This is a genomic window from Vibrio sonorensis (assembly GCF_001854765.1).
GTDB classification, from domain to species: domain Bacteria; phylum Pseudomonadota; class Gammaproteobacteria; order Enterobacterales; family Vibrionaceae; genus Vibrio; species Vibrio sonorensis.
Map to the genome: position 1 here is coordinate 16,180 of NZ_LJJE01000069.1, position 21,974 is coordinate 38,153.

At 44.0% G+C, this 21,974-nt stretch carries 15 protein-coding genes and 5 pseudogenes; 5 read left to right on the forward strand and 15 right to left on the reverse strand.

Annotation, left to right across the window (positions count from 1 at the left end; genetic code table 11):
- Positions 1–9 precede the first annotated feature (9 nt).
- The 10 genes and pseudogenes from BLO31_RS12235 to BLO31_RS12280 all read right to left on the reverse strand — a co-directional run bounded on the left by BLO31_RS12235 (position 10) and on the right by BLO31_RS12280 (position 12,391).
- Positions 10–1,179 (reverse strand): MFS transporter, encoded by a 1,170-nt coding sequence (locus tag BLO31_RS12235; RefSeq protein ID WP_070966783.1) that lies wholly within the window; start codon positions 1,177–1,179, stop codon positions 10–12.
- Positions 1,172–1,615 carry a GNAT family N-acetyltransferase gene (locus BLO31_RS12240; protein WP_070966787.1) on the reverse strand — a complete coding sequence of 148 codons (444 nt, stop codon included), beginning with the start codon at positions 1,613–1,615 and terminating at the stop codon, positions 1,172–1,174. Before BLO31_RS12240 ends, BLO31_RS12235 begins: the two co-directional genes overlap by 8 nt.
- Positions 1,612–2,300: pseudogene (locus BLO31_RS12245) on the reverse strand (aspartate/glutamate racemase family protein). Before BLO31_RS12245 ends, BLO31_RS12240 begins: the two are co-directional and overlap by 4 nt.
- Positions 2,301–2,436: 136 nt before the next feature.
- Positions 2,437–4,238 (reverse strand): annotated as a pseudogene (gene phaC, locus BLO31_RS12250) (class I poly(R)-hydroxyalkanoic acid synthase).
- 61 nt (positions 4,239–4,299) lie between these two features.
- On the reverse strand, positions 4,300–4,647 hold the full coding sequence (locus tag BLO31_RS12255; RefSeq protein WP_070966790.1) for a phasin family protein: 348 nt from the start codon (positions 4,645–4,647) through the stop codon (positions 4,300–4,302).
- A 31-nt stretch (positions 4,648–4,678) separates the two neighbouring features.
- Positions 4,679–5,886: pseudogene (locus BLO31_RS12260) on the reverse strand (acetyl-CoA C-acetyltransferase).
- 10 nt (positions 5,887–5,896) lie between these two features.
- Positions 5,897–6,637: an SDR family oxidoreductase gene (locus BLO31_RS12265; protein WP_070966793.1), complete on the reverse strand. Its 741-nt coding sequence runs from the start codon at positions 6,635–6,637 to the stop codon at positions 5,897–5,899.
- Positions 6,638–7,247: 610 nt separating this feature from the next.
- Complete coding sequence (locus BLO31_RS12270; protein ID WP_070966796.1) at positions 7,248–10,295, reverse strand: efflux RND transporter permease subunit; 3,048 nt, start codon at positions 10,293–10,295, stop codon at positions 7,248–7,250.
- Positions 10,292–11,323 carry an efflux RND transporter periplasmic adaptor subunit gene (locus BLO31_RS12275; protein WP_070966799.1) on the reverse strand — a complete coding sequence of 344 codons (1,032 nt, stop codon included), beginning with the start codon at positions 11,321–11,323 and terminating at the stop codon, positions 10,292–10,294. The genes BLO31_RS12270 and BLO31_RS12275 overlap by 4 nt, the downstream gene beginning before the upstream one ends.
- Positions 11,324–12,391: an efflux RND transporter periplasmic adaptor subunit gene (locus tag BLO31_RS12280; protein ID WP_070966803.1), complete on the reverse strand. Its 1,068-nt coding sequence runs from the start codon at positions 12,389–12,391 to the stop codon at positions 11,324–11,326. It abuts the gene before it with no gap.
- A gap of 155 nt (positions 12,392–12,546) precedes the next feature.
- On the opposite strand from BLO31_RS12280, the gene BLO31_RS12285 reads away from it, so the two are divergent.
- Positions 12,547–13,281 carry a TetR/AcrR family transcriptional regulator gene (locus BLO31_RS12285; RefSeq protein WP_070966806.1) on the forward strand — a complete coding sequence of 245 codons (735 nt, stop codon included), beginning with the start codon at positions 12,547–12,549 and terminating at the stop codon, positions 13,279–13,281.
- Positions 13,282–13,295: 14 nt separating this feature from the next.
- Here BLO31_RS12285 and BLO31_RS12290 read toward each other — a convergent pair.
- A pseudogene (locus BLO31_RS12290) lies at positions 13,296–14,548 on the reverse strand (DEAD/DEAH box helicase).
- Positions 14,549–14,608: 60 nt separating this feature from the next.
- Positions 14,609–15,202, reverse strand: coding sequence for an acyl carrier protein phosphodiesterase (locus tag BLO31_RS12295; protein ID WP_070966810.1), 594 nt, complete (start codon positions 15,200–15,202; stop codon positions 14,609–14,611).
- Between the two features lie 505 nt (positions 15,203–15,707).
- Between BLO31_RS12295 and BLO31_RS12300 the strand changes: the two are divergent.
- The 3 genes and pseudogenes from BLO31_RS12300 (at position 15,708) to BLO31_RS12310 (ending at position 19,711) form a co-directional block, all read left to right on the forward strand.
- Positions 15,708–16,918, forward strand: a pseudogene (locus BLO31_RS12300) (aromatic amino acid transport family protein).
- 170 nt (positions 16,919–17,088) lie between these two features.
- A complete protein-coding gene (locus BLO31_RS12305) occupies positions 17,089–18,519 on the forward strand; it encodes a methyl-accepting chemotaxis protein (RefSeq protein WP_070966813.1) in 1,431 nt (476 codons plus the stop codon).
- A gap of 133 nt (positions 18,520–18,652) precedes the next feature.
- Positions 18,653–19,711, forward strand: a complete 1,059-nt coding sequence (locus BLO31_RS12310; protein ID WP_139159001.1) for a GGDEF domain-containing protein — start codon at positions 18,653–18,655, stop codon at positions 19,709–19,711.
- Positions 19,712–19,725: 14 nt separating this feature from the next.
- Here the strand turns inward: BLO31_RS12310 and BLO31_RS24065 are convergent, their stop codons facing one another.
- A complete protein-coding gene (locus BLO31_RS24065) occupies positions 19,726–19,992 on the reverse strand; it encodes a hypothetical protein (protein WP_217495124.1) in 267 nt (88 codons plus the stop codon).
- A 121-nt stretch (positions 19,993–20,113) separates the two neighbouring features.
- Here BLO31_RS24065 and BLO31_RS23140 point away from each other — a divergent pair, with 121 nt between their 5' ends.
- Positions 20,114–20,422, forward strand: coding sequence for a DUF1289 domain-containing protein (locus tag BLO31_RS23140; RefSeq protein ID WP_084659801.1), 309 nt, complete (start codon positions 20,114–20,116; stop codon positions 20,420–20,422).
- Between the two features lie 50 nt (positions 20,423–20,472).
- Here BLO31_RS23140 and BLO31_RS12320 read toward each other — a convergent pair whose 3' ends face one another.
- Positions 20,473–20,814 (reverse strand): HopJ type III effector protein, encoded by a 342-nt coding sequence (locus tag BLO31_RS12320; RefSeq protein WP_070966824.1) that lies wholly within the window; start codon positions 20,812–20,814, stop codon positions 20,473–20,475.
- 72 nt (positions 20,815–20,886) lie between these two features.
- On the reverse strand, positions 20,887–21,864 hold the full coding sequence (locus BLO31_RS12325; RefSeq protein ID WP_425425295.1) for an ABC transporter substrate-binding protein: 978 nt from the start codon (positions 21,862–21,864) through the stop codon (positions 20,887–20,889).
- Positions 21,865–21,974 lie beyond the last annotated feature (110 nt).

Here is a 21,974-nt window from a genome sequence, read left to right on the forward strand (position 1 = left end):
ACTCTACTTTTATGCCGTCCGTTCAACATTGCGCTTCGACGCGAAAATAATACCCAAGATCACGGCGATGACAAATGGCAGTACATATAAGTTAAGCGCTTGCCAACCTATGGTCGCTTCCAGCCAACCCGATAACATTGCCGTTAATGCAACACTACTAAATACGATGAATTCGTTACACGCCTGCGCCTTTGCTCGGTTTTTAGTGAGATAAGTTTGGCTAAAAAGGCTGGTGGCAGAGATAAACATAAAGTTCCAACCAACGCCCAGTAGGACAAGCGCCATGGTAAAGTGCCAAATACTCACACCATGAATATTGATTGCAATACAGACAATAAACAGTAAGCCCCCTGCCACAATCATCTTAGTATTGCCAAACTTTTCAATAAGTCGACCAGTAAAAAAGGCTGGAACAAACATGCCCAATACATGCCATTCGATCACCCCTGCGGCTTTTGAGAAATCAAAACCACACCCGATCATCGCCAATGGAGTCGCTGTCATAAGGATATTCATAACAGCATAAGAGACTGTAGCAGCGACCACTGCTAACAGGAAGTTGGGCGCTTTGATAATGTCACTTAACCGGTCTGGCTTCTCGTCTGCTAGCGTTGAATGAATGCTTTTAAATTTCACCGACTGCAAAATAATCATCGAAACAATATTAAGAGCAATGATCGCTAAAAACGCCCCAAGAAAATCATGACCGACAATGAGGCCTTTCGACCACAGCGCTAAGTTTGGTCCGAGAAGCGCGGCAAGTACACCACCAGCCATTGAAATGGAGAGCGCTCTTTCCCTAGCTTCTGGTTCACACACTTCCATGGCGGCAAAGCGATACAAGGTCGCAAAGCCTATGCCAATACCTAACAGTAAACAGCCGGCACAAAACACAATAAAGCTATTTTGATAGACGCCCAGACTGGTTAAAGCAGCGCCACAAATCCCTACGAGGTTGCCTATGGAGAAGCCGACCTTTCTACCTGTTTTTGCCATAATCATGGACGCAGGAACCGTGGCCAACATGAGTCCGACAAACTGTAGACCTACCGGGAAAGTAATCATGCTCGCGTTGGGAGCGAGTTGCTGCCCAACTAAGCCCACGATTGAAATCAACAAGATGTTTCCCGACATCAGTAATGCTTGGCAAAGGGATAGTACCCATACATGTCTAGTCAATGGGTTTATCCTCACAATTGGTATCTAACGATTTTTTCATTTTAAAATACGGCACCTCGCTTTTAAAAAATCGCTCACTATCAAGCGTAAAACCCAAGCGTTGGTAAAACGGGAGTGCAGCTTCTCTTGCATCACACCACAGCAGCTCTACTCGTTTTTGTGCTAGGCGCCTCAATCCTTCTTGTAAAACCTGCGAGCCAATCCCTTGATTTTGAAACGCCGAGAGCGCCGCAAATTTTCGCAGGCGCGCTGTTTTTCCATCGAAATAGAACGAAGCCACGCAAACCAAAGTTTGCTCTGAGAAAGCCCCCAAATGCAAAGCCAAATCATCTCCTTCGAGTCTCAGTTCGTCGACCTTTTTGTCCGGCCAAAGTACCTTCTGACGAATACTCAATGTTTGATCGGCGGAAACTTCTTTTATCGAAACTGGAATCATTCTAGAGATTTTTCAACGGCGGCTTGAGCGTGGATTTTGGTCGTATCATACAGGGTCACGCGTTCGTGATTTTGAACTAGAAGCCCAATTTCCGTACACCCAAGGATCACTGCCTGCGCCCCTTGCTCAATCAGGTCATCAATGATTTCTAGGTAATCAGCCTTGGAAGTGGGTTTGATTTCCCCAAGGCATAACTCGTTGTAAATAACATCGTGCACCAATTTGCGTTGAACGCCATTGGGTACAATAACTTCAATCCCGAAGTTATCTGAAATACGAGATTTATAGAAGCTCTGCTCCATAGTGAAAGCAGTGCCCAGAAGACCTACTTTAGTGACACCATCACGTTTTAAAACTTGTCCAGTCGCATCGGCAATGTGCAGTAGAGGAATGTTGACCGCTTCCTCCACTTGAGGCGCAACCTTGTGCATGGTGTTAGTGGCAATCAAAATAAAGTCCGCACCCGCTTTTTCCAATGACTGGGCTGAGTTCGCTAGAATCGTTGCAGACGAATCCCAGTCTCCCTGTTTCTGCAACTTCTCGATCTCGCAAAATCCACGCTATTGAGTATCAATTTGGCTGAGTGTAGCCCACCCAAGCTCGATTTTACGCCCTGATTTATAAGCTGATAGTAGCTAGCCGTTGATTCCCAGCTCATGCCGCCAATCACACCAATCGTTTTCATTAGGCCTCCTTGCTCAGAGCTCATTTTGAGAATGGCTCCTATTTGTAACAATTAATTAAACAAAACTTGTCTTTAATAGCAATAAAAAAGACCGACTTTATCCAAGTCGGTCTTTTGTTTATTGCACATTCTTGCGCTAAGCAGTCTCTGCTTCTTCTTTCGCTTTTTCTGAAACAACCGGCAATACCTGTTTAACGTATTGACCGGTGCCTTCTCTAATACTGGGAAGAGCTCACTACCTTGGTTAAATGGTTCCACTTGCTCTTTGGGGTTGAAGCCCAATAGCCAGTTGTGCCAATGGTGCCACCAAGAACCTTCCTGATGTTCTGCATTAGCGATCCACTCATCTGCCGTTTCATCGAGAGTGTCACTGGTCCAGAAACCATATTTCTTCTTATCAGGGTGGTTGACGATACCCGCGATATGACCAGATTCACCAAGGACAAAGGTCTTATTTCCGCCCACTTGCAGTGCGCCGCGATAAGTCCCTTGCCACAAGGCAATATGGTCTTCTTTAGTAGAAATAAAGTAACTTGGGATTTTGATCTTATTCAAGTCAATCCAAACCCCACCCACTTTCACTCCCTTGTCTTGAACAAGCTTGTTCTCTAAGTAAAGCTGTCTCAACAGGAAGTTGTGAGTCGCCGCAGAAACGTTTGTGCTATCACTGTTCCAATACAACAAGTCAAAATCTACAGGGCTGTGGCCTTTTAAGTAGTTATCGACGTAGTAGTTCCAGTACAAGCTGTTTTCACGAAGTAAACTGAAGGTAACACTCAACGAGCGACCGTCCATATAGCCTTTAGCACTGTTTTGCGCCTCAATCGCACCGATGATGGTGTCGTTGATATACGCACCAACTTCACCCGGCTGAGAGAAGTCTAACAGTGTCGTGAAGAACGACGCACTCTTAATGCGCTTTTTCATACGCTTAGCTGCATAGTAAGCGACGGTTGAAGCGAGGACAGTACCACCAATACAATAGCCAGCGGCATTGATTTGGTCTTGGCCTGTAATATCTTCAATCGCGCTCACCGCTTTTGCTACACCCTCAGTGACATAATCACCAAACTCTACTTGAGCCTGATCTTCACCCGGGTTGCGCCATGACATCATAAATACACTGTGACCTTGTTCTAATAGCCACTTAACCATAGAGTTCTTCTCTCTTAGGTCAAGGATGTAGTATTTATTGATAAAAGGAGGCACGATCAGTAACGGTGTGCCATTCACTTTTTTCGTCAGCGGTTTGTACTGAATAAGCTCAAACAATTCATTCTTAAAGACCACATCGCCTTTCGTGTTTGCGACATCTTCGCCTACACGGAATGCGTTGTTGTTTGTCATACGCACTTTAAGAATATCTGCACTTGATTCCATGTCTTCTTTAAGCTGTTCTAAACCCGCCAAAAGGTTCTGACCATTCTGCTCTAACGTAAGCTTAAGCAGCTCTGGGTTAGTCGCTATAAAGTTGCTTGGAGAAAGCGCATTAATCGCTTGTCGAGAAAAGAAAGTGATTCGTTCGCGAGTCTTCTCATCTAAACCCTCTATGGCATCGATCGTGTCCATGTAAGATTTGCTGAAAAGAAGGTAAGACTGCTTGATAAAGTTAAAGACGATTTCCTGTCTCCACGCTTCATTAGAGAAACGCTTGTCGCCTTTTTCTGCGTTCACCAAACACTCAGTATTGCCCGCGAGTGCAACGTTTTGCCAAATTTGAAGTTGCTGTTGCCACCATTCTGCTTGGACTTTTAAAATTGCTGCAGGTTGATTTGCAGCTTGTTCAAACAGTTTTGCGCTGTCTTCAAAGTTGACTTCTTGCATCGCCTTGTTAAGGGGCGTATTGACGGCTGCCCTGCTTAACTCAAGGTCTTGCCACCACTGTTGGTTGGTCTCCTGGAGCTTCACAAGATAGTCCGAAAAGAAGTGTTGAAACATTTTGCTACTCCTGTATTCGGAAAAAAAGCCGCCCTTTCAGGCGGCATACAAATTAACAGTGTTACGCAGGAGTCACTGTTTTAAGGTTTTCCGAAGTCAGTTTCTCAACATCGTCTTTAAACTCTTTTGCGATGCTTTGCAGCTTGTTGCTGTCGTCCATCATTTGCTGAGATAGCTTAGTCAAAACTGTTAACTGGTTGCCGCTGAACGCAGTCAAAGAAGTCACATCTTTGATTTCGCTAGCCGCTTTAATTTGATTTAAGCCCACCTCGCTGTATGTGCGAATAGCGTTCAATTGTAGCTCAGTAAGTACTTCAACGTTCTTCGTGACCAACTTGTTGAATTTCACGTATGGTTCTAGTGATTTTTCAGTTTGGTCTGTAAAAGTTTTGAAAAAGTCCGTGTACATGATAATTACTCCTGGTTAATGAATCTTAAAGTTAGTGAATCGATTTAATTACTACTGCTGTTCCCATGCCGCCACCCACACATAGCGAGGCAACACCATAATCTGCTTTGCGCTTGTTAAGCTCGTGAACTAAAGTGACGAGTATGCGGTTACCTGAGGCACCTAATGGGTGTCCAAGGGCAATAGCACCGCCGTTAACATTCGCTTTTTCTAAAATACTAGCCACTGGAATTTGATGTTTTTCCGATAGGCCATGAACTACCCCGAGAGCCTGCGCCGCAAAGGCTTCGTTAAGTTCAAACAAGTCTATTTCGTCCGCTTTTAATTCGGCCTTCTCCAGTGCCTTGGTCACGGCTTCAATTGGCCCTAACCCCATTACTTTTGGATCTAAACCGCTTTGCGCGTAACCAACGATTTCGGCGATAGGTTGTAGATTGTTTTTCTCAACGGCTTGCTCGCTAGCCAATACAAAAGCGGAAGCGCCATCGTTAATACCTGAGGCGTTGCCAGCCGTAACTGTGCCTTGCTTATCGAATGCTGGCCTTAGTTTTGCTAAGCCTTCAAGAGTTGAATTCGCTTTTGGATATTCGTCGGTGTCGAACAACACGGTTTCGCGACGTTGTTTCACTTCGACGGGTACAATCTCATCTACAAACTTCCCACCCTCGATGGCTGCAACCGCTTTTTGCTGACTCGCTAGCGCAAACTGATCTTGCTCCTCGCGGGTCAAACCAAACTGCTTAGCCACGTTTTCCGCGGTGACACCCATGTGATATTGATTAAACACATCGGTAAGGCCATCGTTGACTAACAGGTCAGTCAACGTCATGTTGCCCATTTTGTGTCCATCGCGAACCGACGCTGGTACGGCGTAAGGGATTTGCGACATCACTTCAACACCTGCAGCAACAACAACGTCTGCATCTCCACTTCGAATGTGAGAAACCGCATCCATGACCGTTTTCATACCACTGCCGCAAACCATGTTCAGCGTATATGCTGGTACTGTCTCTGGTACTCCTGCATAAATTGATGCTTGTCGACCAACACTCATTCCTTGAGCAGCACCGACTACGTTACCCACTATCACTTCGTCCACGATTTGTGGCGAAACTTGCCCATGCTCTAATGCCGCTTTAATTGCGACAGCACCGAGTTGACCTGCATTGACACCTTTAAGCTTCCGCCAAAGGAACCTAACGGTGTACGCTTAGCCGCTACAATGTAAACTCTTTTCATTTTCTTCCCCTTAATTCATGTATAGGCCGCCATTGACGGACAAGGTTTCACCTGTAATGTATGCACCGGAGTCGCTCACCAGGAAGTGAACTGCATCGGCAATTTCTTCAGGTTTCGCTAGGCGCTTAAGAGGAATAGTGCTAGTGATTGAATCGAGAACTTCTTGCTTCATCTGTTCAACCATTGGCGTTGCTGTATAGCCCGGGGCAATGACATTGACGGTTACGCCGCTCTTTGCTCCTTCCGCAGCCAATGCTTTCGAGAAGCCAATCATTCCCGCTTTCGCCGCGGAATAGTTAGCTTGTCCGAATTGACCTTTGAGGCCATTGACAGATGATATGTTTACGATACGACAGTTACCTTTTTCACACATTGCTGAGAACAATGGCTGGGTAACGTTAAACAGACTGTTTAGATTAGTGTCGATGACTGCTTTCCATGCATCCGCCGACATTTTTTTGAATACACCATCGCGAGTGATACCCGCGTTATTTACTAGTACGTCAATAGTTCCTTCTTCCTGTAGCAACTGAGACAGGCGTTCCGCACACTGTTGCGTGTGTGTCACATCCAGCTCAAATAACCTCACTTGTTCTTCAGTAAAACCTTGTTCGTTAAACCATTTTCGGGCGCAATCTTGTTTGCCCGTGAAATAGGTTGCGACAACTCGGTAACCTTCTTTTACAAGTTTGCAGGAAATAGCAGAACCGATTCCGCCTTTTGATCCAGTGATCAAAGCGACTTTTTTCATTAAGAGACTCCATTCTTATACAGCAACAACAAACATTTACTAGCGATAGAATGGCTCAACAGCTTAATAAGCCAACCAACGTTATTAGTTATTCTCTCAATAGTAAAACCAAGAGCTTTTCTAATATTTAAAGCTAAACCTCATATATTACATTTCAAATTATTTTTTAATTTCATTGAATAAAATTGAGCGGAGTCTCAAATGTAGTGAAATGTTATCCAATTGTTAAGTGTACATAAGTCGTTGTTTTTATGGTTTTATTTTTAGTATACATTTATATCACTTATCGCTAAATTATTGTTTAATAAAGTACTTTTCGAGTATTCATGCAATTTCATAAAATTTAACGCTAAAATTGCACCAAGTTTACGGAACACTATTTAATTACAATTAGGTTAATTTGCTTATTTATTTTAATTACACCTTAGTCTTATCATTTAAATATTCTTTTCATCATTTAATATCTCGATAAATATAACCACCTAATTTATGTGGTATTTCGTTCGGTTTGATATATAGACTAAAGTCTAATATGCATAAGACGAATAAAAAAAGCCCAGCACGAAATGTCTGGGCTTTAAAATTATTTTATAACATTGAAAATTAGGGTTTAGGGAGTCCTAATTCGGTAGAAAATCACGTACAAAACGGGTACTACGATCAAGGTGAGTACCGTAGCAAATCCTAGCCCCGCCATTATTGTTATCGCCATCGAGCCGAAGAAGGCGTCAAACAGCAGTGGGATCATACCTAATATGGTGGTAAGTGCCGCCATACTTACTGGGCGAACCCTAGATATTGCGCTGTCGTATACCGCTTGATACTTTTCTTTACCGCTCGCAAGTTCAATGTTGATTTGGTCTAACAAGACAATGCCATTTTTCAAAATCATACCGCTCAAACTCAGCAAGCCGAGAAAAGCCGTAAAACTAAATGGCATGTTAGTGGCCAGTAGCCCCAATGAAACACCTATTATTGATAGTGGCACTGTCAACCAAATAACAATGGGTTTGCGCACCGAGTTAAACAAGAACATGGTGATGATAAACATAAACAAGTAGCCCATTGGCAGCGATCCAAACAGTGCGTCTTGTGCGTCTTTAGAAGATTCGTATTCCCCCCCCCAAGTAATAGCATAACCTCGAGGTAGCTCTATCTCTTCTATCAAGGGTTTTACTCGCCTAAACAAGCTGTCAGGCGTCTCTTCGCCCAAGACATCGTGGTCTGCTAACACCGTAAGAGTTCGCTTCCTATCACGTCTTAGAATAAGTGAATCTTCCGCTTGCAGTTCGGTGCCATCCAAGATTTGGTCAACTGGTACATACCTTTGACTTACAGGGCTCCAAATTCTTACGTTGTGTAAGGATTCAAAGTTGTTTCTCTCTTCTGATGGCAGTCTCGCTATGATTGGCAATAGGTCCGTGCCGTCTCTAAGTACGCCAATTGGTGTTCCACCAAAGGACATCTGTAGCGTATTGGCAAGATCTTGTGAGGAGATACCAAGTCGCTTCGCTTTGCTCTCATTAAACTGAGGAACGATGCGATTAACCGGCTCTCTCCAGTCATGTCGCACGTTTCTCGCGCCCGGATCTTGGTTAAGGACATCTTCAACCTGCAGCGCTATTTCTCTCAATACTTTTGGATCGGAACCGCTGATTCTAGCTTCTATTTTCGAAGCTGGTGATGGCCCAAACTCCATCAACTTAAAGTGGAAATCTGGCACCGGAAACTCGTTGGAGAGATCTCTATCTAGCTCTTTCAAAATCTCGAACATCACTTCCCTGTCAGTGGCCCTAACCTGTAACTGACTGTATGCCTGATAAGACTTCTGTGGTTCGTACGTCAATGCAAATCGCTGCAGGCCTTGTCCCGTTGAGGTCGATACAAACTCAACGTGTTCCTTTGCTGCGATATAACGCTGCACATCATCGGTCTTTTCAATTGTTTTTCGTATATCCGTCCCTTCAGGCATCCACAGATCCACATAGAACATTGGGGTATTTGAAGGTGGGAAGAAGCTCTGTTTAACCGCGCCAAAACCAACAACGGCCGCGACCAACAAGCCTACCATACTAACAATAGTCAACCATTTAAACCGGATGGCCTGCTTGAGCAAGAAACCGAACGCGACAAACAGTACACCTTTATACGGGTCGCTATCTTCGTCGGCGGTATCACTCTCTTTAAGTAGCAGATCGGCCAAAAACGGCGTAATAGTTAACGCTGTTACCCAACTGAGGAAAAGTGAATAACACAGTACCCAGAACAAGGATCCCATAAACTCACCAGTAGCGTCTTCTGATAAGCCAATAGGAGCAAAAGCCGTGATGGCAATGATGGTAGCACCTAACAGGGGCCATTGCGTCTGTTTAACAATATCTACTGCGGCTTGTACACGAGTTCGACCTTTCTTTAGTCCAACGAGAATACCTTCCACCACAACGATGGCGTTATCCACTAGCATACCTAGTGCAATGATAAGCGCACCAAGGGAGATCCTGTGTAACTCAACATCGTTGTAGTTCATAAGAATAAAGGTGCCAAACACGGTCAATAGTAAGACAACACCTATGATAATCCCGCTTCTCGGTCCCATTGCAAACAGCAGAACCACAATCACGATACCTACCGCTTCTGCAAGACTAATAACAAAGTCATTGACCGAGTTTTCTACTTCTTGGGATTGGTTGTAAAAATAGTCAATGTTTAACCCAACAGGCTTGATGGATTCGAGTTCCTTTAACTTGACTTCAATGGCTTTGCCCACATCGACGACATTTATACCGGATCCAAAAGAGACAGCGACGTTAATTGCTGGATGGCCGTCGTAAGTAACCAAGTTAGTTGGTTTCTCCGCAATTCCTCGGCTGACAGATGCCACGTCTTTTAAATAAATCAGATTTCCGGTATCTCTGCCGTGTACGATTAGGTTTTCTAACGCAGACACATTACTCATGTCCACATCAGGTCTAATCGTCATGGTTTGGCCATTTATCATCACCTCACCGGAAGGCTGTACACTGTTTTGCTGGTTGATCATGCCGGCAATTTGACTCATATCCATATTGAGCGATGCCAGCTTATCTAGCGATACTTCAATGTGAATCTGTTCTTGTTGAGTCCCCGCTATATCGACTTTGCCGACACCATCCACGAGCTCAATTTCTCGTCTAAGTTGATCGGCATAGCGCTCCAGCTCTGCTAGCGAAAACTCATCGCCAGTCAGCATCAACATGATGCCGTAAACGTCACCAAAATCATCGTAGATTAAGATATCCCCCACTCCCGGTGGTAACGCAGGTTTAATATCGTTAATCTTGCGTCGCATTTCATCCCAAATCTGAGGAAGCTCATCTGGCCCGTAGGTCATTTCCATACTGACCATAATTTGCGACAAACCATTTGATGAAATCGAAGTCACCTTATCGACATAAGGCAGTTTCCTAATCTCTTTTTCTAGTGGATAGGTCAGTTCCTCTTCCACTTCCATCGCGGTTGCACCGGGATACGGTGAAATAACCATCGCATCTTTGATTGTAAACGCTGGGTCTTCAAGCCTTCCGAGATCGAGGAAAGACATGACACCACCAAAGGCGAGTAAAACGATAAATAGCCAACTGATGACTTTGTTTTTTATTGAATATTCTGCAATGTTCATTGCGTCTTCCCTACTACTTTTAGACCGTCCGATAACTTGCGTAAGCCCGAATTAGCGAGTGTCATACCCTTTTGAATTGGCGCTTCGATCAATACACCTGTTGATCTGATATCAATGACATTGACCGCCATCGAACGACTCGTTTCCCCTTCTATAACCCAAATGTGGTACTCGTCTTTTTGGCCGTCTAATGCTGTCGCCGGAATCAAAAATGCGTTCGCTGAGCCTGCCTGCTGAGGAATCGTGACTAGCGCGCGTGTACCCGGCGTGATGGAAGACGGATAGTTCTTGGTCGAAAGCCAAAGTTGATAGTTATTCGTTTCTGGATCGGGTTGGAACGTGTGTTGCAAATACTCCATTTGAACAGTGTCGCTTTCGCTTCCTCTGTTCAGCAGAACTTGGTAGCTCTGGCCAGCGCTCTGCCCACCTAACTGAGTAATCATGGTGTCACTAACCGTAAGTTCAACGTCCAACCTATCGGTTCGGTAAAGAGCCAAAACCGGTTTTCCAGGTTCCACAAACTCTCGATTTTCCACAAATGTTTGTGCAACTACACCATCGACTGGCGCAACTAATTGAGTAAACTTAAGTTGTCGTCTAGCAAGGTCTTCGTTTGCTTTAGTCAGAGCGTAGTTTGCCTTTGCTCGGTCGAGTTCCGAATCAGAAAGCATTGCCTTTTTGTATAACTTTTCAGCTCTTTTTAACTGGCTTTCTGCCAGTCTTCGGTTCGCTTTCGCTTCATCTAACTGATGGTTTATTTTCACATCGTCTAGAACGGCTAAAACGTCACCAGCTTTAACTGCCTTACCTTCTTTAGCAATCAAACGTTCGATTCGCCCCTCTACACGGAAAGAGATCAGCGTTTGATCTGCGCCAACCACTACGCCCGGGACTTGGCGGACAAATGTCTCTAAAGGTTGTTGCACTTCGATCGTTTCAACTAATACAGGTGGTTTAGCTCGGTGTGTGACTTCTGCTGAACAGGCGACAAGGGCTAGCGCTAACGCGGATACTGCAAATGCCTTCATTTAGATGCCTCCCTCTTCTACCCAAGGACGAACGGATTGACCGTCATTTAGCTCTTGAGCCCCTGCAACAACCACGAGATCGCCCGATACTATGCCACCTGTCACGGCGCCATTTTCGTCTAGCGTAACGGTGCGTCTTACTGCCGTTTTATTGCTTGGGTCGTAGACAAACAGAGTACCAGTCAGCCCGCTCTTATCTACCCATGCCGAATCTTGTATGGTTAGCGCTTTAGTATTGGTAGATTGCGACAAAGCCAGAGTGGCACTCATGCCCGGTACCCATTTGATATCATCAGCACTTTGCGCTGACACAGTGAGTTGGTATGAGTTGGTATCGGAATCAGGTTGATTTGAAATCTCTTTAAATTTGGCGTTAAAAGATGGCTTGCCATTTCCTGCTAACGTCAACTTGTATTTTCCGCTTAGAAGCGCCTGTTTGCCGATTTGGTTATATTCGTCGACGGGCAACACCGCTGTTGCTTCAACGATGTTAGGGTCGACCAGTGAGACAATGGTTTGCCCCGCACCAACCACCTGATAGCTACTAACTGACTTAGACGAAATTACCCCGGAAAAATCAGCATATAGACGTGTGTTTTTCAGATCTTTTTTTGCCATACGCAATTGCGCTTGTGCCGATTCAAATGCTGAAAGTTCATTTTCGTAAGCATCTTTACTAATTAATCTTTCACTGTATAGGCGTTTGGAACGAGCATAACTTGCCTTGGCCAAATCAAACTCTGCTTGTTTAATCGTGACTGCCAGTCGGTAATCTTGCGCATCAAGTTCTGCTATCAAATCGCCCTGCGTTACCTTCTGCCCCATAGTGACATGCAGTTTCTTTAAATAGCCTGGCACCTGAAAAGACAGATCCGAACGCTCTCCCGCGTCTAGGTAGGCAATCATATCGCTTTGTGTTGTGTCGCTAGGTATATCGATAGTGATCAACTTAACTGGAGAGTCAGACAACTCTATCGGTTCAGAGACCGCATGGTTACAACCTGCCAACAAACCTGTAAGCACCAAAAGTGCTCCAGCCTTTTTTGTTTCTCTATTCGTTAGGTCCATAATTCCTTACTTACACTTTTAACTGTCCACTCGTGCAGTATAATTGAAATATTGCGATGATCAATATATTTTCCAACTGTATAATTAAATCGACAGATGAAATACGTTGCAAAGTCTGTTACAACTACGCGCGGGTCGGGTAAACAATGAAAAATATGAATCAGAGAAAACAGGGGCGTCGAAGTGCTCAAGATGCACTAAAAACTAAAGCGCTCATTATGCAAGTTGCGGCTGACATGTTTTGCGAGCTTGGTTTCGAGCGCGTATCGCTGCGAAATATAAGTGATAAGGCGGGAGTGTCACATAGCCTTATACGTCACCACTTCGGTAGTAAAGAACAAATCTGGTATGCGATAAGCGATGGACTGGATGCTTATATTGGCACCTATATGCTTGAGGTCATCAAGCATATACCGAGTACATGTAAACCCAATGTAGCCTTGTATACGTTTGTCGTTCGAATGCTCGCTATGCTGCTTGAGTTCAAACAGCCAATTCAGTTAATGGCTGATGCGATGCGTCAGGAGCAAAAGCTTTTTGACTATCTAATCGACAATTCAGGAGAGATAGAAAGCCTAGTCGAGGCCATGGCGGATCAATACAACAACGCTCACCCCGAAAAGCCTATCAACGTTTGGGAAATAAAATGGCAATTGATCATGTACTCTCACGGCGCGGCGAGTATGGAGCCATTTATGAAAGAGACGTGGAGCGAAGAAACGGATTCCGTTCAACAGTGTTTAATCAACCACTGGGAAATGTTTAACCGTCAAATGGCGCTTACTTTTCAGATTGAGGAAAGTGAAGTCATTCACGCAGAAAAAGTGGCAGATTTGGTTTACCACGTCCCGTGTGAGTGGGGAGACCTCAAATTTGATAACTGTGAATAAGAGGCCTAGGCCTCTTATTTTTTCTTACCGCGACCTGCGTGAATCTTAAGTTTCGCCTTCATCTTTTGTTTATCGCGATTGCGCCCTCTTCGACGACTGGGTTTTTCCTTTTCTTCCACAGGAGTTGCACTTGGCTCAAATCCCGCTAACCACTCTTGGGGAAGTCTGCGGTCTAACAACCGTTCAATGGGCGCTAGTAGATACTCTTGGTCGTGACACATTAGCGATACAGCAAGTCCCTCGCGCCCTGCTCTTCCAGTTCGGCCTATGCGATGAACATAATCTTCGGCCTTAAAAGGCATATCGAAATTCACCACCTGATCTAACTGAGGAATGTCTAAGCCTCTAGCAGCGACATCAGTAGCAATCAGAGCCCTAACTGCCCCTGTTTTAAAGTCTTCAAGAGCTTTGGTTCGCGCACCTTGACTCTTGTCACCATTGATCGATACCGCTTTAATGCCATCCAATTTTAGTTCTTTCGCCAAGGCATCGCTGCCTTCCTTTGTGCGGGTAAACACCAGTACTTGCTGCCAATTTCGAGAACCGATCAAATAGGCTAACAGTGCGGCCTTTTTCTGTTTATCAACCGGATAGAGCATTTCTTTTACCGTCGCAGCGGTGCTGTTTTGCGGCGTCGCTTCGACTTCTGTAGGTTGTTTAAGAAGTTTGTAGGCTAGCGCTTTCACTTGGGTATTAAACGTCGCTGAGAAAAATAGGGTTTGGCGCTCTTTGTTCAAGTGGCGTAACACTCGCTGAATGTCGGGCATAAAGCCATATCCAGCATTCGATCAGCTTCGTCTAAAACAAAATATTCAACATGCTTTAAACTGATATGACGGCAATGGTGATGATCCAACAAACGCCCCGGAGTGGCGATAACGATATCACACCCCAAAGCGAGGGCTTCTTTTTGCGTTTTAATGCTAGTGCCACCGTATACGGCGACGCATCTTAAATCGGTATGCGAGCAAAAACTAATAAATGCGTCATAGACTTGCTGTGCAAGTTCACGGGTAGGAACTAACACTAACGTCTTTACTTTTCTATTGGGAGTTTCCGCTTCAGATTGTGCGAGCTTATCAATGATTGGCAGGGCAAATGCAGCCGTTTTCCCTGTACCCGTTTGAGCCGCTGCCAACAGGTCTTCACCGCTTAAGATAGGTTCAATGGACTTTTCTTGTATCGGGGTTGGCGCTTTAAAACCCAAATTTTCTATGGTTTGACATAGTTGCTGCGATAGACCAAGTACTGAAAATTTATTGCTCATGTTCAAACTACTGAAGATTTTAAAAACGCACACTCTACACCAGTGAGTGCGATAACGAAATCACATTTCTTTTTCACCAGAGAAGTTCGCCGCTTTCTCCAACACATCTGGATATAGCTCTACAAATATTCCATTGAGTTCTGCTCGATTGTCATAAAGTGTATCGTAGCAAAAGCTAAGTGGAGCCATACGCGGAGAACGAAGGGATATTTTTTGCAAAGCGAAGCCAATATTCTCTATATCTTGATATGAACTCAGCCATTTACCCTTCCACATATTCTGATGGAGAATAATAAACCTGTCTGGAAGACCCGGTACCATTTCAGCAGTTACGCTAGATTCGGCATAACGACAAAAACTTGTCAAAGACGTGGAGTGAAATTGATTCCAATTTAAAGCTAAGCCGTGGTCCCAAAACATATCTAGCGCAATTGGCGCATAGCGTTTTAACTTAGATGGGAAATACTGCTTTGCGTTTTTCATTAGTGGGTGGTTATCAGTATAGCGATCAACAAATCGGTGAAGCTTTATCCCGTTAACAATAGGAGAAGCAAAACGATTTTCTGGATTTCCTTTCACAAAGTCGCCAAGCAAGTTACCCAATAGACTCGACTCACAGTTGTCCGCGATGTGAAGATGGGCAAGATAATTCATATTGACGACCGTTTTTACCTAAGCTGAACTAAGCGCTAGTATAAACGAACGTGAAGATGCCGTAGAGTTGTGTTTTTAATCTTCTGTAGATCTCGTTGTTGATTGCTCTTGATAGTCAGATAAGCGGGTACCAATTTCCATGGCATCTAGCCATTCTAAACACTCTTCACTCTCGTTTTGTTCCATCATCTTAAACTCCTTACCTCCATACCAAAAAATCGCTTTCAGTTACTCTGTCTAGAGACGTTTACCAGATATACAGACCATATATGACAACAGGGTTAAGTTCCTATCCTCATGCACCACGTTTTTGAATAGCCTCTCAAGTAAACGTTTACTTTAACGCTTAACCTTAATGTACAAATATATTTACACTCACGTCCAACTAAATGTACACATAAATTGCCACGCCATCTTTCATCCGGCATTATTAAGCATGACAGTATTATCTTCGGTTATTTATTAATCATTTGGCTTATCAAACCAGTTAAAGTTGTAAACATTGATGAACACTAATATTTCTCGTGTATTTGGCAGCACACTAATTATCGCCGGAACAACCATAGGCGCGGGCATGCTTGCTCTTCCACTCGCATCGGCAGGCATTGGATTTATCCCTTCGTTAATCATTATGCTCGTTCTTTGGGCTCTAATGGCCTATACCGCATTATTGATGGTCGAAGTTCATCAATATTCCGACAGCTCGGCTACGTTACACACCTTGGCAAAAGAGTTTCTTGGTACTAAGGGGAAATTGGTTGCGGGTTTCGCCATGTTCTTCCTATTTTATGCTTTGTGTGCAGCATACATTGCCGGCGGTGGAAATCAGTTTGCACAACGCTTGAATCTTTGTTCGCAGTAGAACTTCCCCCAACCGCGGCAACCCTAATTTTTACATTTCTAGTAGCGAGTGTCGTAACCATAGGCACGTTAACCGTCGACAGAGTAAACCGAGTGTTGTTCACCTGTAAAATCATCGCGATGGCAGCAGTACTGTTTTTCTTGGCTCCTAACGTTACTCACAGCTACCTGCTTAGCTTACCGTTAGAGCAAGGTCTTCTGTTTGCTGCCATACCGGTAATATTCACTTCCTTTGGCTTTCACGGCAGTATTCCCGCTATTGTGAAATACTTAGATGGTCACACTAAATCCCTTAAGTTAGTGATGCTTGTAGGGTCTGCTATCCCTCTTATGGTCTACCTCTTTTGGCAGATTGTTACTTTGGGTGTTGTTGACCAATCAACCATGGTAAACAATCAAGGTTTAGGCGCACTGATTCTACTACTACAACAAACGGTTTCTGCTGGTGCAATTTCTCAAGCAATTGGTATCTTCGCCGATCTCGCTTTGCTAACGTCATTTTTAGGTGTGAGTCTCGGTTTATTTCAATTTCTAGGCGACACCTTTAAATCCTCAGACGCCATTTCTTCGCGTTTATTGGTCGCCTTAACCACATTTACGCCACCACTTATGTTTGCCTTGTTTTACCCAGAAGGATTCATTGCCGCATTGGGCTACGCTGCTGTTGCACTGGTAATACTAGCGATATTTTTGCCCGTCGCCTTAGTTCACAAAGTGAGAAAGCAACCTATTCAAGGCGATTCGTATCGGGTAATTGGCGGAAGTCAGGGACTGGTTGTATGTGCGCTAATGGGCGTGGCAATCGTTGTAGCACAAGGCCTCATCGTCGTCGGTATTCTTCCTTCTTTAGGATAACGCTCGTATAACGAGTGGTTAACGCCACTCGTTCTGTTTTATTCTAGATCTTGTTCACACATATGAGACATAAAAGGCCTTCCATTACATATTTTTGTGTTTAATGCCGCATGTATACGACGCAGTTGGCTGTTTTGTATCACTAACTTTTGCTGCTTGCGGGAGCCAATATGAAAGAAGTTGAATTTCGTTCTATTGACAAACTATTTATAAAAATGTCGATCAACGACAAGATGTGGGTCATTTTATTACTCTTCTTAACCGCCCTCTCTTTTGTTTCAATTGATCGTTACCTATCTACTATCAGACAAGCCGAGCTCACTGCTATTTCCAATGTGGAAAACAAACTGGCAGGTGTTCTCTCTGTCAAAGGCTTTGCCGAAAACGGCATTTCTGGCCTTGTAAAAGCCACCTCCACGAAACCGACAACAATAACTCAACAAGGTCTCGTCACAGCATATCAAACCGCTAGTGACGGCGAGGTTTATTCGCTAACTCAATCCCATCAATCATCCATTGAGAGCGCTAAATCCGATGCGTTAATCAGCCTTATGCTCAGTTATCTGTGGGTCGTTCCATTTGCTGTATTTGTTTACTGGGTAGCGACTTTTATTGGCGGCGCGCTTTGGGTTCTCTATACCACAACTCAAAAAATTGCTGATGGAGACTTAACATCAAGACTCGGTTTTCATCCCGGAAGAGACGAGTTTGGAACAATAGGTTGCGCACTAGATAACGCAATGGACACCCTGACTGACCTAGTTGTCACCGTGAAATCGAACGCTACCATGCTCACTGAAACCTCTTCTTCTTTTGAAGAAAGTATGTCTCAGAGTGAAAATCAAATCGTTCAGCAATACGCATCCCTTGATTCCGTGGCAACGGCAATGGAGCAAATGACAGCCTCTGCTAATGAAGTGACCAACGTCGCTCACCAAGCGACTGAGACAACCGAGAAAGATAAAAAACAGGTTGAAGAGAGCTCGACACGAGTTAACGAGGCCATCGATGAAATTAACGCGTTAAGTCTGTTAATCGAGAAAGCGTCAAGTTCTGCCGATACCTTAAATCTGAGCACTGCACAGATTTCTGAGGTCATCACCACGATTAACGGAATTTCAGAGCAGACTAATTTACTCGCTCTAAACGCAGCAATTGAGGCCGCAAGAGCTGGAGAGCAAGGTAGAGGCTTTGCGGTTGTTGCCGACGAAGTACGTACACTGGCAAGCCGCACTCAGGAAGCAACCGTCGAAATTCAAGCAACCATTGAAAAACTTCAATCTGAGAGTAAGAGCATCGCTTCTATTACTGAGCAAACCGTTTCTCAAGCGCAAACCAGTAACGAGTTAATCAGTGCCATTGGCAAAGACATAGAATCGATTGCTGACTCGGCACAATCAATCAGTGATATGAGCCTGCATATAGCGTCATCCGCGCAAGAACAAAGTGCCGTTGCCAATGACATTGCCAGCGAGCTTTCCGATGTTCGCAATCAATCAAACGCGATTAAACAGTTGGCTGAAGAGTCTTCATTTGGTGTCAACTCGCTAACTAAGGCGACGGTCAGTTTAGGCGATATTTTAAGCCGTTACAGAACTTAATTTACATAGCCGGATTTTTCCGGCTATTCTTTTATTTTCAACAAGTAATATTGATACATCTACTATTATCTGCCCCTTACGCCTTTGCAATCGTCCCGATCTCGTCTTATTTTTATTTTAAGATGTACATCGAGTGATAGAGTCAATGGTCTCCCACAACCAGTTTAATAACGACAAATACAAACATTCGGGCATCTTGGCTCCGACGCAGCAAAAACACGTGTTGAAAGTCATAGCCTTAATTACCCTGATCATATTTGTCCCTTTAGGCATAAAAAATCTATTGATTGGCGAATTGATGCTGGGGGCGGTTCTACTTGCTTTTGAACTTAGCTTACTGGCCGAAATCACATGTATTATTTACTGTCGACCTATGCTGATTCACCCCTCATTGCCGATTTTTTTGCTCGTCGCTTCGATCATATTGTCAGTGCACATATTTGGTACACTTGCGTCGTACTGGATTTTCCCAGTTGTCATGACGTTAGTTTTCCTATTACCCAAAACACAATATGTGGCGATAAACTCGCTTATCATTCTGCTAACCGCGGCGGTCATCCATCCTCATCAAGACTCAGCGATCACGCTACGGCTAGTCGTGTCTCTTGTGGTTTGTATTACGATTTGTCACTTTATCGTTGAGGCGGTGAGAAGTTTACAAGAAGAACTCAAAGTGATGTCCGCACAAGATCCCATGACCGGAGCCCTAAACCGCAGTCAAATGGATAGTTACCTTACCGAGGCAAGCGTTTCAAGCTCAACACCTGCCATCGCTGTTATTGATATAGATGAATTTAAGACCATCAATGACTTACACGGTCACGATACCGGAGATCGAGTTATCAAACAGTTTACTGAAATAGCCAAGGAGTACCTCGACGACAGTGATGTGCTTTTCCGATTAGGTGGAGACGAGTTTCTTATTTTGTTCCCCGTGGCTGAGCAAGACAGTGTTTTAAGCAAACTCAAAAATGTGTCTGATTCAACGCGACAGCAAGTATTACCCTCTGGGGGAACCGTCACTTTTAGTGCGGGAATTGCCAAGTATCAAGAAGGGGAACCGATAGAGTTTTGGATGAAACGCGCCGATATTGCTCTATATCAGGCGAAAGAAAACGGGCGAGATCAGTTAGTTATGCATCGCGCACCTGTAGAAGATCAACCGCGAGGCTGTTCGCAAAGCAATGGTTAACGAGCAACCGTTATCTAGAGCGCAGTAAAAACAGAGTAAAGATTGGGAATAACCAGTAAAAGCGTAAAGATTTGCAATTTACGCATAGGGAGACGCAGATGAACCAAAAAGGGAGCCGTAACAAAAAGCACCACTAATACTAATAGTGAGTTTTGTGGATTCGCAAGCGTTACCAACAAAGTAATAAAAATTGCACTGGAAATAATCCAGTGAGCAAAGCGAAGTTTTTTCCCGAGGCCGGCGATAAAGACGGCTGAAGCAAGCGAAGGTATCATCGTCATATTCGTGTTTGGTATCTGAGTTAATCTTATTGCAAACGATTCTCATTAGCAATAATTATTTTTGCTTTTGTTTGTGTATCCACGTTATCTTTCGCCACAAATAATCAAAAGAGTCAGCATTTTGAAAACTCCTTGTGTAGCAGCGTGTAAGAACGATGGTGGAATATGCAGTGGATGCTATCGAACCATGGATGAAATTATCAACTGGAAGTCTTTTTCCGATGAGCAACGGGAACAAATTATGAACCGCTTGGACAAAAGCGAATCAACACACGAATGCCCGACCTGTGGTGAACCTACCCATTGCGATATCAGTCAAGGAAAGGAAACCTGTTGGTGCTTTGATATTGAAAGGCGTGATACCTCAAAGGTTGAAAAATGTGGGAGCTGTATGTGTCGACGCTGCTTGTCACAACTGCCGCTTAGATAATCATTTACCTAGAGTTACACACTAGTAAAAAAGGCGCTTACGCGCCTTTTTTACTTTTCGGTCAGTGGTTGGTTTTCAAACTTAATCCCGCTCCAACCGCTTTTGATAAAGTTGCGAATGTTCTGGTGGTCATCCCCATTTGGGTTCTTTAACACGTCCTCGCGGTAAAACGCTCCAAAGCATGCTAGTGTCTGCTCTTCATTGAGCTTGTTGAGGTGTGCAAATGCAAATAGCTTACAAGAACCGTTGTTTTGACCCGCTTCATTAGTCGTATCACCATTTACAAAAGCGGACGGGGTAAAGTCGTAATTTGCATCAATCACCGCCATAGTATCGTTAAAATCGATGGTTTCTGGTGACGCTGACAGTTTTGCTAAGAATTCTGATTTCATATTTATCTTCCGTGTTTTTCGAACGAAAGAGTCTAAGACAATTCGCAAAAATATAAAACTCTAAGCCAAGGATTATTGGTGTTTCCAATGATCTGGCGGCACTAACCCCCATCTTTGCATCTCTACCATGTTGTAAATCGCACGGCCGTGTATCCCAATCTGGATAGGGATCTCTTGTGCACTTTTTTCCCCTTCGAGAATCATTCGACTGATTTGCCCAGCTTTTCTACCTTGGCTTTCACCAAACAAAACTACCCCACCAGCCGCTTTGCCTTCACCAATAGAAAAATCCCAAAAACCAAAAAGAGGAACTGGAGAGTGTTTATTCGTCCAACTCAGTATTGAGTCAGCATCCACACTTTTACCCTGTTCATCCACTAGGGTTTGATAAAGCCCAACTATCACGGCGCCGGTGTCGTCGTCTTTGGCTGAAAGTAGCGTTTCTTTCCAATCCTGCTGAGTCGCAATGGTAAATAACTCGACCTCTATTCCCAATGACCGACTTATCATGTCGTACTGTTGCTGCATATAGTCATTGGCAATCCCAGAGGTAACGCCCGAGTCAAACATGACTTTTATCTTCTTTTTATCCGGTGGCAACAACGCCCCTATTTCACCGACATTTCGAATAAATAATGGCTGTTCCAATATACCTGTTATTTGTGCTCTCCCTTGATAGTTTTGCATCAACTTTCGCGGGTTTGAGTTGACCCCTAAGAAGACGATGCTGATCTCTTCGTCGTACAGCTTGGGAAGCATAAAACTCAACGCGTTGTCATCACCGAGAATAACTATTTTGGGTTTGTGCTCTTTGTAGACTTGAAAAGCCTTTTGCGCTTGCTCTTCGTACAACTCTCGTGGCAAACGCTTAGTATTCATTTCAAAGGTTTCAATTTTATATTCTCTGGGTATTTCCTTGGTGATCCCTTTTAGATAGTTCGCATCCCATAAAAATTCTTTGTGGTAGCTTTCTATAACAAGGATATCTGTAGCTTGAACAGAAGCAGTAAAAATCCATATTACTAGTATCCAACCCCTCAACACCTTCACTCCTAAACTGGCCTTTATTATTAATTGTAGTTCCACTCGCTAGTTAGTCGCTAGATACTTAAATAAATTGATAATTTAAATACTACACGCTACCTATGGCTATACTTTAG

What these genes read in the sequence shown, in the direction of transcription:
- BLO31_RS12240 (WP_070966787.1), bottom strand. Translation starts at nt 1,615, where the DNA reads ATGATTCCAGTTTCGATAAAAGAAGTTTCCGCCGATCAAACATTGAGT.
- BLO31_RS12255 (WP_070966790.1), bottom strand. Translation starts at nt 4,647, where the DNA reads ATGTACACGGACTTTTTCAAAACTTTTACAGACCAAACTGAAAAATCA.
- BLO31_RS12265 (WP_070966793.1), bottom strand. Translation starts at nt 6,637, where the DNA reads ATGAAAAAAGTCGCTTTGATCACTGGATCAAAAGGCGGAATCGGTTCT.
- BLO31_RS12270 (WP_070966796.1), bottom strand. Translation starts at nt 10,295, where the DNA reads ATGAACATTGCAGAATATTCAATAAAAAACAAAGTCATCAGTTGGCTA.
- BLO31_RS12275 (WP_070966799.1), bottom strand. Translation starts at nt 11,323, where the DNA reads ATGAAGGCATTTGCAGTATCCGCGTTAGCGCTAGCCCTTGTCGCCTGT.
- BLO31_RS12280 (WP_070966803.1), bottom strand. Translation starts at nt 12,391, where the DNA reads ATGGACCTAACGAATAGAGAAACAAAAAAGGCTGGAGCACTTTTGGTG.
- BLO31_RS12285 (WP_070966806.1), top strand. Translation starts at nt 12,547, where the DNA reads ATGAATCAGAGAAAACAGGGGCGTCGAAGTGCTCAAGATGCACTAAAA.
- BLO31_RS12295 (WP_070966810.1), bottom strand. Translation starts at nt 15,202, where the DNA reads ATGAATTATCTTGCCCATCTTCACATCGCGGACAACTGTGAGTCGAGT.
- BLO31_RS12305 (WP_070966813.1), top strand. Translation starts at nt 17,089, where the DNA reads ATGAAAGAAGTTGAATTTCGTTCTATTGACAAACTATTTATAAAAATG.
- BLO31_RS24065 (WP_217495124.1), bottom strand. Translation starts at nt 19,992, where the DNA reads ATGACGATGATACCTTCGCTTGCTTCAGCCGTCTTTATCGCCGGCCTC.
- BLO31_RS12320 (WP_070966824.1), bottom strand. Translation starts at nt 20,814, where the DNA reads ATGAAATCAGAATTCTTAGCAAAACTGTCAGCGTCACCAGAAACCATC.